Annotated in this window: 13 protein-coding genes and 1 tRNA gene; 8 read left to right on the forward strand and 6 right to left on the reverse strand. The window is 34.0% G+C overall.

Features of this window, described 5'->3' with window-relative positions:
• Positions 1-62 precede the first annotated feature (62 nt).
• The 3 genes from CAI20_RS00725 to CAI20_RS00735 form a co-directional block, all read right to left on the reverse strand.
• Positions 63-506, reverse strand: coding sequence for a PAS domain-containing protein (locus CAI20_RS00725; protein WP_007302082.1), 444 nt, complete (start codon positions 504-506; stop codon positions 63-65).
• A 211-nt stretch (positions 507-717) separates the two neighbouring features.
• Entirely contained in the window at positions 718-1,467 is a 750-nt protein-coding gene (locus tag CAI20_RS00730; RefSeq protein WP_007302083.1) for a hypothetical protein, read from the reverse strand.
• Between the two features lie 289 nt (positions 1,468-1,756).
• A complete protein-coding gene (locus CAI20_RS00735) occupies positions 1,757-2,713 on the reverse strand; it encodes a hypothetical protein (protein ID WP_007302084.1) in 957 nt (318 codons plus the stop codon).
• Between the two features lie 218 nt (positions 2,714-2,931).
• Here CAI20_RS00735 and alaS point away from each other — a divergent pair, with 218 nt between their 5' ends.
• Together alaS and CAI20_RS00745 are read left to right on the forward strand one after the other, a co-directional pair.
• Entirely contained in the window at positions 2,932-5,514 is a 2,583-nt protein-coding gene (gene alaS, locus CAI20_RS00740) for an alanine--tRNA ligase (protein WP_007302085.1), read from the forward strand.
• Between the two features lie 203 nt (positions 5,515-5,717).
• Positions 5,718-5,789: transfer RNA gene (locus tag CAI20_RS00745), tRNA-Asn, on the forward strand.
• An 87-nt stretch (positions 5,790-5,876) separates the two neighbouring features.
• Here CAI20_RS00745 and CAI20_RS00750 read toward each other — a convergent pair.
• Positions 5,877-6,611, reverse strand: a complete 735-nt coding sequence (locus tag CAI20_RS00750) for a leucine-rich repeat domain-containing protein (RefSeq protein WP_149168665.1) — start codon at positions 6,609-6,611, stop codon at positions 5,877-5,879.
• Between the two features lie 195 nt (positions 6,612-6,806).
• On the opposite strand from CAI20_RS00750, the gene gpmI reads away from it, so the two are divergent.
• A complete protein-coding gene (gpmI, locus tag CAI20_RS00755) occupies positions 6,807-8,303 on the forward strand; it encodes a 2,3-bisphosphoglycerate-independent phosphoglycerate mutase (protein WP_019236704.1) in 1,497 nt (498 codons plus the stop codon).
• Between the two features lie 202 nt (positions 8,304-8,505).
• Here the strand turns inward: gpmI and fabD are convergent, their stop codons facing one another.
• Positions 8,506-9,471 (reverse strand): ACP S-malonyltransferase, encoded by a 966-nt coding sequence (gene fabD / locus CAI20_RS00760; protein WP_179951429.1) that lies wholly within the window; start codon positions 9,469-9,471, stop codon positions 8,506-8,508.
• A gap of 125 nt (positions 9,472-9,596) precedes the next feature.
• Between fabD and rpmE the strand changes: the two genes are divergently transcribed.
• The 5 genes from rpmE to CAI20_RS00785 all read left to right on the forward strand — a co-directional run bounded on the left by rpmE (position 9,597) and on the right by CAI20_RS00785 (position 14,040).
• The gene (gene rpmE, locus CAI20_RS00765) at positions 9,597-9,809 is read left to right on the forward strand and encodes a 50S ribosomal protein L31 (protein ID WP_006013575.1); all 213 of its coding nucleotides are present in this window, start codon (positions 9,597-9,599) and stop codon (positions 9,807-9,809) included.
• A 21-nt stretch (positions 9,810-9,830) separates the two neighbouring features.
• Complete coding sequence (locus tag CAI20_RS00770; protein WP_149168667.1) at positions 9,831-10,616, forward strand: NAD kinase; 786 nt, start codon at positions 9,831-9,833, stop codon at positions 10,614-10,616.
• Between the two features lie 83 nt (positions 10,617-10,699).
• A complete protein-coding gene (locus CAI20_RS00775) occupies positions 10,700-11,932 on the forward strand; it encodes a hypothetical protein (protein WP_149168668.1) in 1,233 nt (410 codons plus the stop codon).
• A 123-nt stretch (positions 11,933-12,055) separates the two neighbouring features.
• Complete coding sequence (locus CAI20_RS00780; RefSeq protein WP_149168669.1) at positions 12,056-13,072, forward strand: extracellular solute-binding protein; 1,017 nt, start codon at positions 12,056-12,058, stop codon at positions 13,070-13,072.
• An 80-nt stretch (positions 13,073-13,152) separates the two neighbouring features.
• Positions 13,153-14,040 carry an aspartate carbamoyltransferase catalytic subunit gene (locus CAI20_RS00785; protein ID WP_149168670.1) on the forward strand — a complete coding sequence of 296 codons (888 nt, stop codon included), beginning with the start codon at positions 13,153-13,155 and terminating at the stop codon, positions 14,038-14,040.
• Positions 14,041-14,537: 497 nt separating this feature from the next.
• Here the strand turns inward: CAI20_RS00785 and CAI20_RS00795 are convergent, their stop codons facing one another.
• Positions 14,538-15,620 (reverse strand): ankyrin repeat domain-containing protein, encoded by a 1,083-nt coding sequence (locus CAI20_RS00795; protein WP_149168671.1) that lies wholly within the window; start codon positions 15,618-15,620, stop codon positions 14,538-14,540.
• Between the last annotated feature and the right edge of the window lie 35 nt (positions 15,621-15,655).

A 15,655-nucleotide genomic window follows, 5' to 3' on the forward strand; every position in this document is an offset into this window, starting at 1 on the left:
TTTATTAGTAATTAAGTATGAGTATAGATAACTTTATTAAAAAATCAAATTAAAATTGTATTTTAAAGCAGCTTGAATGTAATCACACCCAGTATATGTGTTATACCTTCTTTATCTCCAATTGGCAACAATACTTGCCTCATTTTAACACTTTCACTTTCTTCCTCTTCGTTAATTGAGCATTTACTCTCTATTACAGTCTCAAGTTTATCAATAACTGCATCTATTTTATATAACCGCAAAAATGGTGCATCAATTGCATACTTATCATCGATGTACATCTTTTTTTCAAAACCATAGAATTCAATAGCTTTTTCTCCTGCATTTTCACAAATATAACCTCGATCTTTAACTTCAATGATAAAACAATGCTGCCATGACTCCATGATTTCTGCAGTGTCTATTTCATGTCTTTCTGGCCATTCTCTATCTGATCCTTTTATATCACTCCAATGTTGAGTAACTATATTCACTATTCTTCTTTCTTTGCCTGCATAATTTTCCATTCGAAATTCCACATATAAAACACAGATATGAGGTAAATTTATCGTGAATGTATTGATTTTTTCTTACTAAAGGATGTAGATTATTGAAAATTCTCATCCTGTTTACACAACAGGTAATGATAAATTAAGTATAATAATTAGAGCATAAAAATTATTAAATGAGGAAACTGTAAAAAAATAATAAAAAAATTCTATTTTTGCAATATTTTGGCTAACGAATAGAATTAGTTCCACTTTCTAAAGTTATTGCACTTAATAAATAACTAGATGGAGTTTCTTCCTTAGCACTACTATGGCTTTTATTTTTTCTATTATAAAACCAACATTTAAATGGTACAGCTGCTACCAAAGCTACTGTTACTGCTAACATACCTACTGTGAACACTATATTATTTTTCTCGTTTGAAGGTGTTTCCAATAATTTAAACTCTCTCAAGTTTGTATCATGAATCATAGGATTACCCAAAATATTCGTCGTATTTTGAACACTTTCTATATTTCGCATTGTAATTCCATTGCTAGCGTTTGATTTTTTCATTTCTTCCATTACTTGTTTTAAGTTTGGTAGTTCTGCTGTTGTATTTTCAATATCACCAGCTTCCAGCTTTTGCAAGTTCTCATTACTCAAAAACTCTTTGAGATACTTTTCATAAAACTCTTTGGCATTATATCTTTTATAACTTCGTATTTTTCCACTCTTGAGATCAGAAACAATATCATCAATCATCACTTTTGGATTTTCTGCATGCACTATTTCTCCTTCAGCAACAAGAATACGATAAGATGTATCGTCAAGCATACATACATACTTAAGTTTTAAATCACCTCCTCCCAATAGAAAATATATTGTTCTGTTTTGTTCTACATCTCGCAATTCTGATTCAATACTAATCCATCTATTCCTTTTTTCCTTATTGATTGATCTTTTTTTTCCTACAGTATTTTTAAATCTTCTTGACATATATGACCCCCAAGCTGACCAATATTTCCTTATGTATAAAAGATAAATTATTTAAGTCCACATCTTTTCACTAAGATTTTTATATTTTTATTATACTAAATAATACATATATTAATATCTGAATTTCTCATTGCAATTTATTATACCTTAGTAAAAACGATATAAAATTAGAGAAAGAGTTATAAAATTTTTTGTAAGACAGGAAAATTTCTTCTCCTTTGGTTCCAGAGCATATAAGTGCTGTAAGAGCTAAGTTGATGGCACTGTTGTGCCATCAAACTCTGGAATCTTACTCGACACTAATCTGAGAAGATAGATGTGCTACCGATGTAGCATTGCTGAGCAAAGATTCTATTTCTGATGTAGATCCGGAATGCTCAAGTTGAGCTTGTTCAGGAAGGTTTTTCATCGCTTTTTCAACATCGTAACTACCTTCCCTATTTTTTCTATGCCATACAAAGTATCCTAATCCTGCAAAAGCTACTGCTAGCACTCCACCAAATATACCACCAGCAATCCCTGCTATTCCTATATACTGTCCTCCATTTATTTCGGGTAATTTAGGCCCTTCCACATCTGTGCTATTAAATATAGAATGATCTAACACTTCTTGTGAATTACTATCAAAACGGGAAACACTACTTATATCTTCAGGAGTAATTCCATAACTAGCATTTGATTCTTCTATTTCATTTATTACGTCATTAATCTCTTTAGTAGTTACTTTGCTTGATGCAAAATCGAATTCTTGTTTTGTTAAAGAAGCTGATTCGATAGTTACATCTTCCTGCATCTGATAATCAATTTCTTCAGTAGTAGATTCTCTCAATTGGCTATTTTCATCAGTTCTTTCTTTTAGCTTTTTTGAACTATCCTTACCCAATTCATCTACAAGGTTTTTTAGATATATTTTCTTAAATTCTCTATAATTATATTCTTTACTTTTTTCTATTTCTCCACTCTTAAGACCTAAAATAATTCCATCTATTGTCGATTCACGAATTGCTTGAGGAATGTCTATTGAATTTACTATTCCTGTAACCAAGCCTATCTCAGCTGCTCTAGAAGATATAGAGAGGTCTTTTACTGTTAAATTCTCTCCTTTAATTAAAAATTCTACTCTTCTGTTTTGTTTTATACTTTCCAAGTCAGATACAATTCTAATTGTTGGACCATCCATCTCCTGCTTATTTGTTGTTTCTCTCTTTCGCATGCTATTCTTAGTGTTTTGGAATTTTTTTGGCATTTCACACTCCTTAAATTAATTAACAAAAATATTATTTGAATTAACAAATACTTCTCTATGTTAGTGGATAAAATATTTAAACCTATATCTTTTTATTAAAATTTTTATGTAAAAGTTACTTTTATTATACTAAGTAATGTATATATTAATATTTAGATTGATAAATTGATTTTACTTCTGTTACAACTTATTATGCATAGATAACCTCAGTAAAAACGATGAAGCTAAACGAAATTAGAGAAAGATTTATAAAATTTTTTGTAAATAATAATCACGAGCAAGTTCCTTCTTCTCCTTTGATTCCAGAGCATGATCCAACACTCATGTTTACAAATGCTGGTATGGTACAGTTCAAAAACATCTTTACCGGCACGCAAAAAACTGAAATGAAACGTGCCGTCTCAAGTCAAAAGTGTCTCAGAGCAGGTGGTAAACACAATGATCTTGAAAATGTTGGCTATACATCTCGGCATCACACATTTTTTGAAATGCTCGGAAATTTTAGCTTTGGTGATTACTTTAAAGAAACTGCGATAGAATTTGCGTGGAAATTTATTACTGAAGAATTGTCTCTTGATAAAAACAGACTATCCATAACTGTTTACCACACTGATGATGAAGCATATGAAATTTGGCGTAAGATAAGTGGCTTTTCAGATGATAAAATCATAAGAATTACAACAGATGATAACTTTTGGAGCATGGGCAATACTGGTCCATGTGGCCCATGTTCTGAAATCTTTTACGATCATGGAAATTCCGCTTTACATGAAGACGACAGAATTGTTGAAATTTGGAACCTGGTGTTCATGGAATTTAATAAAGATGAAGAAGGTAATTTACAAAAATTACCAAAAAAATGCATCGATACCGGAATGGGCCTTGAAAGAATAGCAGCTGTTATGCAGAACGTTCATGATAACTATGATATTGACCTATTTTCTGCTCTGGTAAGTAAATCGCAAGAGTACTGTGGAAATACGGAAAATAAAGTAGCTCATAAGATTATCGCAGATCACCTTCGTGCAGCTGCATTTCTCATCGCAGAAGGAGTGCTTCCTGGAAATGAAGGAAGAAATTATGTACTACGCAGATTGATCAGGAGAGCAGCACGTTATATCCACCTACTTGGATATAATGATTCTCTATTGAACCTTGTTTTTCCTGCACTCATAGATGGCACAAGTTTGGCTTATATGGGAGATGCTTATCCAGAGCTAATCAGAGCTAAAAGCTTAATAGAAACAACGTTAAAATCAGAGGAAGAAAACTTTAAAGACACTTTAATGAAAGGCATTAATCTCTTGGACAAATTCACTGCAGATTTAAAATCAGGTGACACTCTATCTGGAGAATCAGCATTCAAACTATATGACACTTATGGATTTCCTTTGGATATCACACTTGATATTTTGAAAGAAAGGAAAATAAATTTTGACCAAAAAGGTTTTGATAATGCAATGAAAGAGCAAAAAGAAAGAGCACGTGCTAATTGGACTGGATCTGGTGAAAAATCTGTTGAACAAGTATGGTTTAATTTAATCGATCAGTTTGGCAAAACGGAATTTGTTGGTTATGAACGTGATGAAGTAAAGGATGCAACAGTACTCGCAATAATTTCCTCTAAAAATGAAGTAATTGATTCTGCAAAAGAAGGAGAAAAGATAACTATTATACTTGATAAAACACCTTTTTATGGAGAGTCAGGTGGACAGGTGGGAGATACTGGAAATTTTATAAAGTCTGATGGAAGTACGTTAACAGTGGAAAATACCAACAAGATTAACGACCTATATTTACACAGATGTATAGTTGAATCTGGTTCAGTTCGTAAAGGTGACACAGTTACAGCTAGTATTAATAAAAAAAGAAGACAAGACTTAAGAAGAAATCATTCAGCTACACATCTTCTACACTTTGCACTCAGAAAAATCTTAGGTGATCACGTTACTCAAAAAGGTTCTCTAGTCGCACCAAATAGACTAAGATTTGACTTTAGTCACAATAAGCCAGTCACTCAGGATCAGCTGTCTTCAGTAGAAGATATAGTAAACTCTCTAATCAGAGAAAATCTTTCTACGTCCACAAAAGTTCAAGGTATGGATGAGGCAATAGACGAAGGAGCGATGGCCTTATTTGGTGAAAAATATGGTGATAATGTTAGGGTTGTAAAAATTGGAGATTCAAAAGAATTATGTGGTGGTACACACGTGGAGCGTACCGGAGAAATTGGTTTGTTTAAGATAGCAGCAGAATGTTCCGTTGCATCTCGAGTAAGAAGAATTGAAGCTTTAACCGGTCAAGAAGCAATTAATTATGTACGCAATAACGAAATTAGCTTAAAAAAAGTTGCAGAATGCGTAAAAGCACCAGTAAATGAAATAATAAGTCGACTCAGTATTTTAAGCCAGGAGCGCAAAGAATTTGAAGTCAAAATAAAAAATCTTTATAAAAAGCTTATCAGTGTAGAAACTGTAAAAAGTACCGAAATAAATGGAATAAATTTCGTAAGCCACACTTTCAATAACGTTCCAGGAAGTATAATAAGGGAATTTGCTCTACAGCAACAAAAACCGAAAACTGTAATAGCCTTCATGGTAATAGAAAAGGATAAAACAGTTTTGATTGTTAAAGTAAGTAAAGATTTAACTAATAAGATCAATGCAAAAGAGCTAGTATCTACTTTAACCAGAAGGGATTGCGGTGGAAATGCCGAACTTGCCCAAACAGGCTGTGATAACAATAAAATAGATGATGCCATTACAGCAATCCATAGCAAAATAACAGCTTGCAAAAACTAATACACCCTACTACCTCGATATCTTTTAACCGTAAACGAAGGTATTATGCAAATAGGGGTAGAGAAGACTTAACTGTCAAATGAGCATATCAGGTAATAAGAACTAGATTACAGCTCCATGCACTGGAATGATATCTAGGTCTAAAGTCTACATAAAAATCGTTTACAATCGGCGTTCAATGTGATAAGTTGAAAGCAGTTTATTCCTCGGTAGCTCAGTGGTAGAGCAGTTGGCTGTTAACCAATTGGTCGCTGGTTCGAATCCGGCCCGGGGAGCACTATTTTATACAATCTGTACATTTCACTTTTAGCCCAAAATTCACTACTTTTTTTTTGTCTATTAAACAGACAAAACGTGTGAAGTTATATAGGTTTAAAGCCTTTACTGTCAAAATGCAAAGATGTCTGCGCTTCACTTAGCTTGCTATCTGGCTCCTCTCCTATTTTTCTTTTATTACATTTCCTTTTTAATTGAGGAAGGACATTTTTTGGCAATGTTTCATCAATACTGCAATAATTGTAAATGAGCGAAGTAAGACGCACCAAATTTCCACTCGCCAAAGTCTGTACATCTCTGTAATTAATGCTGTTATCATATACTTTAAGTGTAATAAGATTTGTAAGATTTCCACTCGCTAAAGCTTCCGCACCTTTGTCACTGATTTCATTAAATCCTAAACTAAGTAAAGTAAGATTTGTAAGATTTCCACTCGCTAAAGCTTTTGCCCCCCTATCGCCAATTTTATTATCATATAATTTAAGCTCAGTAAGACTTGTAAGATTTCCACTGGCTAAAGCCTCTACACCTTCATCACCAATTTCGTTTCCTCCTAAATCAAGCGAAGTAAGATTTATAAGATTTCCGCTTGCTAAAATCTTCGCACCTTCTGTACCAATACAACAGCAACTTAGATCAAGTGAAGTAAGATGAGAAAGCTGAGCTAATTCTTTTATAACCTCATAATTAATTTTTGAACATCGTAAAATAAGCTTTGTAATGTGTGTATTATTTTTTAAAAAACTTACGAACTTGTTTGTATTAACTATAGCGCCTGATGTTGCTAAAGTATTACCTTTTATATATTGGCTAGAGCTCATTTAACCTCACTATTAAAGCTATGCAAGTGTTTTAGTAAACACTTCAGCAACTGTCAATCACTTTAATAAAATATTTTATGAAAAACTTCATATACCATTGCCTCCAAGCAGCTTTTTCTATCTCTTATTTTAACACAAAAGTTGTGAGAAGAGTTTGTTTTTGGTACCATTGAGGGTTTCGATGTTAACTTTTATATGAACTTTAAATCAGTCGTTTTATGTATACTAGATGGCTGGGGCAATGGAATAGAAAATAGTAAATACAACGCTATTAGCAATGCAAACCCACCCTATTGGCAATATATCCGCTCTAATTATCCAAAGTGCAGTTTATCTGCCTGTGGAACTGATGTTGGATTACCAGAAGGCCAAATAGGCAATTCAGAAGTTGGCCATATGAATATTGGCAGTGGTAGAGTGGTAATGCAAAGCCTTCAGCGTATTAATCAAGAAATCGAAACGATAGAAAATAATGCAAATCTACAGAATTTTATTAATGATCTAAAAAGTAAGAATGGCATATGCCATATAATGGGATTGATATCAGATGGTGGTGTTCATTCGCATCAAAAGCACATTTCAGCTTTAGCAAACAAGATATCACAGCGCGGAATTAAAGTTGTAATACACGCATTTTTAGATGGCAGAGATACATTGCCAAATTCAGGGAAAAGATGCATTCAAGAATTTACAGAAAGCATAAAGGAAAATGATATAAGAATCGCCACTGTCTCTGGGCGTTATTATGCTATGGACCGTGATAATAGGTGGGAAAGAACAATTGAAGCTTATGAAGCCATCGCATTTGCAAAGGCGCCTCGTTATGATGATGCAGTATCGCTTATTGATGAAAATTATCAAAATAATATAACCGATGAATTTATCAGGCCCGCAATAATAGGCGATTATCAAGGTATAAAACCAGAAGATGGATTGCTATTGGCTAACTTTCGTGCTGATCGAATGATACAATTGGCAAGTATTTGTCTTGGTAAAGCAGGCTATACTGAAGTGGCAAAATTCTCTTCAATTTTAAGTATGATGCAATATAAAGCGGACTTAAAAATACCTTATCTCTTTCCTCCTGAATCTTTTGCCAACACTTTGGGAGAGATAATAGAAGACAATAAATTACGGCAATTGCGCATTGCAGAAACTGAGAAATATGCGCATGTGACTTTCTTTTTTAATTGTGGAAGAGAAGAACCTTTTTCTGGTGAAGAAAGAATACTAATTCCTTCACCAAAAGTTAAAACTTATGACCTGCAGCCTGAAATGTCAGCCTTTGAGCTCACAGAAGAGCTTGTAAAAAAAATTTATTATCAAGAATTTGCGCTGATAGTTGTAAACTACGCTAACCCTGATATGGTGGGACACACAGGTAATATAAAAGCGGCCGAGCAAGCTGTGCTCGCTGTAGATGATTGCCTTGCAAAAGTACTCAGCGTTGTCAAAGAAGTGGGTAATACTGCACTCATTGTTACAGCAGACCATGGTAATGTGGAATGTATGTTCGATGAAGAAAATAACACACCTCACACAGCGCACACTCTAAATAAAGTTCCATTTATTATATCTTGTGAAAATTTAAAACTGAGAGATGGAAAATTATCTGATATTGCTCCTACTATTTTACAGCTACTTGGACTCAAAAAGCCAAACGAGATGACAGGTAGTTCGTTGATTGTATAATTTTTCGTATTACTCTCTATTCACAACTGTTGTAGTTTGAGACACCGGAAGGGTGCTATTCAAACAGCCCCTTGTCGTTCCAGTAGCTCTTTCGGTATTATTCAAGTAGCCTATTCGGTGTCATCCCAGTGCCAAGCACTGGGATGACACCATCATAAAGGAACTAGTGTTAGCTACTTGAATGATATTACATAGATATGCTTTAACTTAACCCAACTTTTAAATTTTTCGCTGTTAGTACTAATGATTCATCAAAAAAGCTATTAATATCACCAATACTATCTATATTTTTCACACTGATAGACTGATCAATTCTTTTAACTAGATTAGATAAAACTTTGTTAGGGCCAACTTCAACAAACTTATTAGTGCCATGGCTTGTCATATATAAAACCATCTCTCTCCATCTTACTCTACTTACAACTTGCTTAGCGAGCAAAGCTCTTATGATCTCTGGATCACTTTCTTCCTTAGCTGTAACGTTTGATACAAAAGGAATCGAAGGGCGAGTTATGTTGATGCTTTTTAAAAATTCCAGAAGTTTTTCATCAGCAGGTTTCATAAAAGATGAATGAAAAGGCCCACTAACTTGTAATTTTATCATTTTCTTGACACTTGAGTTTTTGAATAAATCAGGTAAGACCTCAAGAGCCTCTGCAGTACCACTCACCACTACCTGCCCACCACCATTATCGTTTGCAATTTCACAATCAATTTGAGCTGATTTTAATATACCTTCTACTTCACTTATTTCTGCTCCAAGTAGAGCAAACATTCCACCTTTGCATTTTAGTGAAGCTTCATGCATTGCTTCGCTACGAACTTTTAGCAACTTGACTGCAGACTCAAGCGTCAATGCCCCTGCAGCACACAGCGCTGTATACTCGCCAACTGAATGCCCACAAACATACTGAACGCTGTAAAGAGATTCACCAAATACGTGCTTCATAACACGTAGCGTTGCAATTGACACTGCCATTATAGCTGGCTGAGCGTTTTCCGTGATGGTTAATTTCTCAATAGGGCCATTGAAAATCAAATGAGACAGCTTTCTACCCAATATGTCATCTACTTCATCAAATACGTTCCTTGCAACTGAAAATTCATCATATAAGCTCTTTCCCATTCCTACAAATTGGGAGCCCTGACCAGGAAAAGCAAAAATCATAAAAAATTTTTCATTCTTCATTGAGAATACTACTTTATTTATTTTTTGTCAATATTTCACAATAATGATTGACCAAATGAACCAGATTCACTAAAATCTTAGCTGGTAAGAAATTTGTAAGAACAATGGCAGAAATCGATTATCACAAAGTTACTATAGTTATGACAGATGGTCAAGAGTTTGAAACTTATTCCACTTATGGAAAAGAAGGTCAAAGAATAAAGCTTGATAGAGATCCTCTTACTCATCCTGCATGGACTGGAAGTTTGACAAGCGGTTCAGGGGAGAAGGATAGTAAAATAGCTAAGTTTAATGATAAATACGGGAGTCTTTTTTAGTTCCTCCCCTCTTTATTTAACATGTATAAATATAAAAATGTAGGCTATATTGCTTCTTCGCTACCCAAGTCTCAGGAAGTATCTAAACTACTACAGAAACTCAATTTTATCAATATAGCAGAAGCAGGTAAGCATGAAGTTGATCTGCTGATAGTTGTTGGTGGCGATGGTTTTATGCTACGCACCCTACACAACTACGTCATAGGAAATAAAGATATACATGTGTATGGAATAAATACCGGTAACGTCGGATTTTTGATGAATAAATGCTTTGAAGATCTAATTGATCATATAGAACATGCAGTTCCTACTCAGCTAACTTTACTAAAAATGGAAGCCACAGACATAAGTGGCAAAAAACACCATTACATCGCAGTAAATGAAGTGTATGTCTTTAGAAATGCAAATCAAATAGTGGAGATGAATATTACCATTAATGATAAGCTAAAAGTAGAAAAATTCAGAGGAGATGGAATTATATTGTCTACCCCAACAGGTAGCACTGCATATAACTTCTCTGCCGGTGGGCCAATCTTACCACTTAATTCAAATTTACTTGCACTGACTTCCATCAATAGCTACTACCCAAGGCGTTGGAATGGAGCGTTAATCTCAAATGATACAATAGTGCAAATTGATATCAACGACGTGGAAAATCGTCCAGCACTTGTAGTATCAGATTACAAGGAATTTCACGACATATCGCAGGTAAAAATACAGAAAGATCACGAAAATACAGTCACTCTACTTTTTGACAAAGATTGCCCTTTGAATGAAAGGATCTTTGATCAGCAGTTCTTATACTAATATTTATTCTTAAATTAGTATTCACTATATCTTAATAACTATAGCGTAATCAACATAACATTGTAATTAATTTTGGAGCGAATATGCCTGAATCAGGAAATAAAGATAACATCACACTGGTTTCTCATACAACGGTGAGTGAAAATAGTGCAGCAACTCAACCAACACCAGCACCTAGAAACACAGCGTTACAAACAAATTCGGCTAGCGAATCAAGTTCTGATGAAGAAAGGCAAAAAGAATCGAATGTGAACAGTTCAGAACCTATTTATGCATCCATAGAGCAAAATACAGAATCTCCAAAAAAGAGTTCAGATAGTGTATCAGTTAGCAGATCACCTTCTCAAGAAACAGTATACAGCGAACCTTGGAATAGTCAAAAAACATTAGAAAATTTAAAAGAAAGAGTGAAGGCAAATCCAACTCCTCCACCATCATATCAAACAGATGGCTCTGAAAAATCTTTGCTTGGAGATAATAAAAAGACAAACAGATTTTTACAGAAAGTAAAATATACGATGCAAAAGAAGAAAGTTACAATGCCTTTTGTAGGTCTTATTACGGCATGTTGTATTACGTCAATCGTTTTAGCTGTGAAGCAAAGAGAATTCATTGGATTCATCGGCAGCATAAATCCTGTTACTATATTTGTCGGAGTATTAGCGTCTTGTTTAGCCTTGGGAATTATGTGGGAATTTATGCAAGCAGTACGTACTAAGGAGCACAAGATCACAAAAAGAGATACTCAAGAAGTTTTAGATGAGATATCAAATACACTTTCAAAAGACAAGAAATGCATCAAATCTTTGGTATTAAAATATAGCAACGGTAATCGTGTTTACTTTACGTTTCACTCTCTTCCAGAAGAAGCAAAAAGTGATCCGAAGATCGTAGAACTTACAGGCCAGCCAATCTATTACAAGAGTAAAGTAAATTCATTAATCAATGATAGAATATGGCTTCCTATCTTAGGAACAGTTCTTATTACTGGAAACATAACCTTCCCTTTAGCACTTTATTCAACAGGTGGTTTGAGCAACATAGTAAGTTCATACACAAATCCTACTATTTACTGGCCAATCGTTGCAATTTCAGGCACTCTACTGCTTTTCACTTTAGCTTGCACAATTCATCATTGGAGCAAAACTGATTTTAAAGATTACTTGTTATTAGATACAAAAGATGCTAATAGTGAAAATCCTAATGAAACAGCTATTAAAACTGTAAAAAGCAGTCAAGAAAAGATTAGTTCAAAATTGTTACAAGTAGTTGCTGAACGATGTGGCCATCCAGATATTACTTATATTATTAATTAAATCTGGCTCGTACTTCTTTTTATCGCTATTCCAGTACTGTAACTGCAACGTTTTGAAGATTTACACTTGCTAAGACCTTGCTATTTTGATAGCTTGAGATGATGACAAGGAAGGGGTTTGTTTATGAAAAAAGGTTTAATATTTATATCTTTAGTAGCGGCTGTATTGATAGTCGTTAATTTTTTATATAAAAATAGCGGAATTGATGATTCACAAGTAGTAAACGTTTATTCATCTCGTAAAGAAGAATTAGTACATAGTTTGTTTGATGATTTTACAAAAACCACTGGCATCAAGGTACGTTATATCATTGACGATTATTCCCAATTGCTTTCACGTATGGAAAATGGCGGTGAAGCTGATTTGTTTTTAACTGCAGATGCAGTGAATTTGATTTTAGCCAAAAAAAGAGGGCTCTTATCTCAAGTGGATTCAGAGACTCTAAAAAATGCCATACCTGCAAAATTTAGAGATAATGAAGATTATTGGTTTGGTCTCACAAAAAGAGCTAGAATATTGGTTTACAATAAAGAATCAGTAGATCCTAAGGAATTAAGTACCTATGAAGATTTAGCGAATGAAAAATGGAAAGGGAAAATATTAGTACGCTCTTCCACAAGTCCATATAACCGATCATTGATCGCTTTTATGATTGCAAAAAATGGTTTTGAAAAAACAAAAGAATGGGTGAGTGGAATTGTAAGCAACATGGCAAGAAAACCAAGCGGTGGTGACACAGATCAAATTTATGCTGTAGCCGCTGGTGAAGGCAATGTTGCAATAGTAAATAGCTACTACTTTGCAAGAATCCTTTCATCAGAAAATAAAAAGAATATCACAGAAAAGTTAGGAGCTTTCTTTCCGAGTGATGGTGTAATGGTGAATATTAGTGGTGCAGCAGTAACAAAAAACGCAAAACACAGAGAAAATGCCATAGCTTTATTGGAGTTTTTTGTAAGCAAACAGGCTCAAGAGCTATATGCTAAAAAAAATCAAGAATATCCTATTGTTGAAGGTATTGAAACTTCTGATGTGTTAAAATCTTGGGGAAATTACCTACAAAGTACTCTGCCTATAAGTGAGCTTGAGAAGCATCTCTTTGAGGCTGTTATGATAGCAGATGAATGTAAGTGGAAATAAAATTTTATAGCTTCCTTCTACTTTACTTTACAGTTGTGTAATTGAAATTAAGAAAGTAGAATAAGCTCAAAAAAGGAGCTATGGACAAGAGAAGGAATTTATTAAATATCTCAGACCTCACAATCGGTGATGTAGAAAATATAACTAAATTAGCCAATCAATACCTTGAAGAAAAAGTTGAAAATAGTCATGTTCTGAAAAATAAAATAGTCATAAACCTATTCTTTGAAGATTCAACACGTACGCTCGCATCTTTTGAAATAGCAGCAAAGAGCCTTGGAGCAAATGTTATAACTTTACCAATAAAATCTTCTTCTATTAACAAAGGGGAAGATCTAAAAGATATGATAAAAACACTAAATGCAATGAATCCTGACTATATGATAATCAGGCATAAAAGTAGTGGTATTATTAATACATTGGCAAAGCATGTCAACTGCTCGCTAATCAACGCAGGCGATGGAAGCAGTGAACACCCAACTCAAGCTCTTGCAGATTATCTCGTAATTATCAGTCATAAAAAGCAAATAAAAAACCTCAAAATTGTGATATGTGGAGATATTTTGCACAGTAGAGTTGCAAGATCAAATATAAGATTGCTAAAAATGTTTGGAGCAAAAATAAGCTTAGTTGCACCACCAGCTTTGATTTGTAAGCATCTTCCTGAAGTAGATTCACTTCATTATTCATTAACTGAAGGTATAAAGGATGCTGATGTAATTATGCTCTTGAGGTTGCAGAAAGAGCGCATGAATAATAATTCTTCAGAAAAAGAATATTTTCATTTGTATGGACTTGATGCACAAAAACTATCGCACGCAAAACCAGATGCAATTGTTATGCACCCAGGACCAATAAATAGAGGTATCGAAATTAGCAATGATATAGCAGATTGTGTTATTTTACAGCAAGTAAAGTTTGGATTAGCAACGCGTAAGGCAGTACTGCACTATTTAATAAATGTTTAAGTTAAAAATTAATGTTTAAGGAATTTTAGACATAATGACCCTCCTATAAAGAAAAGATTTAGAAAAATATAACACACCTTATGACAGAAATTAAGCGTACGTGTACGCACTGAAGTAGACTGTGCTATATTTTTTATTGAAAAATTAATTGAAAAGTCTGCAGACTTGAATAAGGTGGATTTCGAGCTCTAAAATACCCTCATTTTTACTGATAATAATCAACTTACCAAATGTGTCAAGTATTTTTTTGCATTTAATTTACAACTACGAACGTTTATTTGCAAAAAATACTATAAACATAAAATGATAGATGTCATAAAAGTAGCCAGCACTGGCATCCAGTTAAATTTGTGAGTTAAAAGTTATGCTAAAATATAACGTTTCTGATAATGATAGAAACCAGTGTCAGCTACTTAGATGACACCGTTTAGTACGCAAATTACCACTGAGCATTTATTTGCAAAAAGTACTATAAACACAAAGCCAGCTTTAGTTTACTACTTCCACTTTAAAGCTATCACATTTTCACTTAAAGGTTGAGTAGTGAAAACATTTTTAAGTGCGGTAGCTACGTCTATATTTGGATCTCTATCCTTTTCTTTTTTCACTTCTGCAATTACGTAACCAGCTACTCCACCTAGCGCTAGACCAACGACAGCTGATGCTATACAAACTCCAATAGCTGCTCCTGCATAATATGCTATTGCCATACCTAAAGCTAAGCCTATTGCACTACCAACACCAACATAGATATATTCCTGCAAAAGTTCTTTTTTTTGTATGTAACTTTTTTTTTGTATATAATTTTTAAGATATTCTTCTATATCTGGTTTTCCATTTTTAGCAGCCCAAATTAGTGCTGTGTTTCCATTATTGTCTTTTGTATTAATATCTGCTTTTGCCGTTTCTACCAGGTACTTCACTACCTCTAAATGACCCTCTTTAGTAGCACATATTAGAGCAGTGTTTCCCTCTTTATCTTTCATATTAACATCTGCTTTTGCTTCTACTAGGCACTCTACTATATCTAAATGACCTCCTACAGCAGCAAGCATTAGTGCTGTTCTTCCTTTATTTCGACTTATAACATTAACATCTGCTTTTGCTCCTATCAGATACTTTACTATACCTAAATGACCGAATCCAGCAGCAAACATTAATGCAGTGTATTCACAGGTATCTTTTTCATCAATCCTTGCTTTTCCTGCGTGTATCAGCCACTTTGCTATATTCACCTCACCTAATCTAATAGCCCACATTAGAGCAGTGTTTCCCTCTTTATCTTTCATATTAACATCTGCTTTTATTCCTATCAGATACTTTACTATACCTAAATTACCCGATTTAGCAGCCCAAATTAGAGCAGTGTTTCCCTCTTTATCTTTCATATTAACATCTGCTTTTACTCCTATCAGAAACTTCACTACATCTGGATAACCAAATATAGCAGCTAACATTAATGCAGTACTTCCATGTTCATCTGCAGCATTAATATCTGCTCCGCCCTGTATAGCCTGCTTAACAAGATTTAGCTGACCGCTTTCAGCAGCATCTAGTAATTGTTTATTTTGTGGTAACATATACCCCTAAAAAAATTATATAATTTTAAAAAGCT

Source organism: Wolbachia endosymbiont of Chrysomya megacephala, assembly GCF_008245065.1.
GTDB lineage: Bacteria > Pseudomonadota > Alphaproteobacteria > Rickettsiales > Anaplasmataceae > Wolbachia.

Coding starts and splice junctions, on each gene's coding strand:
- gpmI (WP_019236704.1), top strand. CDS start 6,807: ATGAACTTTAAATCAGTCGTTTTATGTATACTAGATGGCTGGGGCAAT.
- CAI20_RS00780 (WP_149168669.1), top strand. CDS start 12,056: ATGAAAAAAGGTTTAATATTTATATCTTTAGTAGCGGCTGTATTGATA.
- CAI20_RS00725 (WP_007302082.1), bottom strand. CDS start 506: ATGGAAAATTATGCAGGCAAAGAAAGAAGAATAGTGAATATAGTTACT.
- rpmE (WP_006013575.1), top strand. CDS start 9,597: ATGGCAGAAATCGATTATCACAAAGTTACTATAGTTATGACAGATGGT.
- CAI20_RS00735 (WP_007302084.1), bottom strand. CDS start 2,713: ATGCCAAAAAAATTCCAAAACACTAAGAATAGCATGCGAAAGAGAGAA.
- CAI20_RS00795 (WP_149168671.1), bottom strand. CDS start 15,620: ATGTTACCACAAAATAAACAATTACTAGATGCTGCTGAAAGCGGTCAG.
- alaS (WP_007302085.1), top strand. CDS start 2,932: ATGAAGCTAAACGAAATTAGAGAAAGATTTATAAAATTTTTTGTAAAT.
- CAI20_RS00770 (WP_149168667.1), top strand. CDS start 9,831: ATGTATAAATATAAAAATGTAGGCTATATTGCTTCTTCGCTACCCAAG.
- CAI20_RS00785 (WP_149168670.1), top strand. CDS start 13,153: ATGGACAAGAGAAGGAATTTATTAAATATCTCAGACCTCACAATCGGT.
- CAI20_RS00750 (WP_149168665.1), bottom strand. CDS start 6,611: ATGAGCTCTAGCCAATATATAAAAGGTAATACTTTAGCAACATCAGGC.
- CAI20_RS00730 (WP_007302083.1), bottom strand. CDS start 1,467: ATGTCAAGAAGATTTAAAAATACTGTAGGAAAAAAAAGATCAATCAAT.
- fabD (WP_179951429.1), bottom strand. CDS start 9,471: ATGATTTTTGCTTTTCCTGGTCAGGGCTCCCAATTTGTAGGAATGGGA.
- CAI20_RS00775 (WP_149168668.1), top strand. CDS start 10,700: ATGCCTGAATCAGGAAATAAAGATAACATCACACTGGTTTCTCATACA.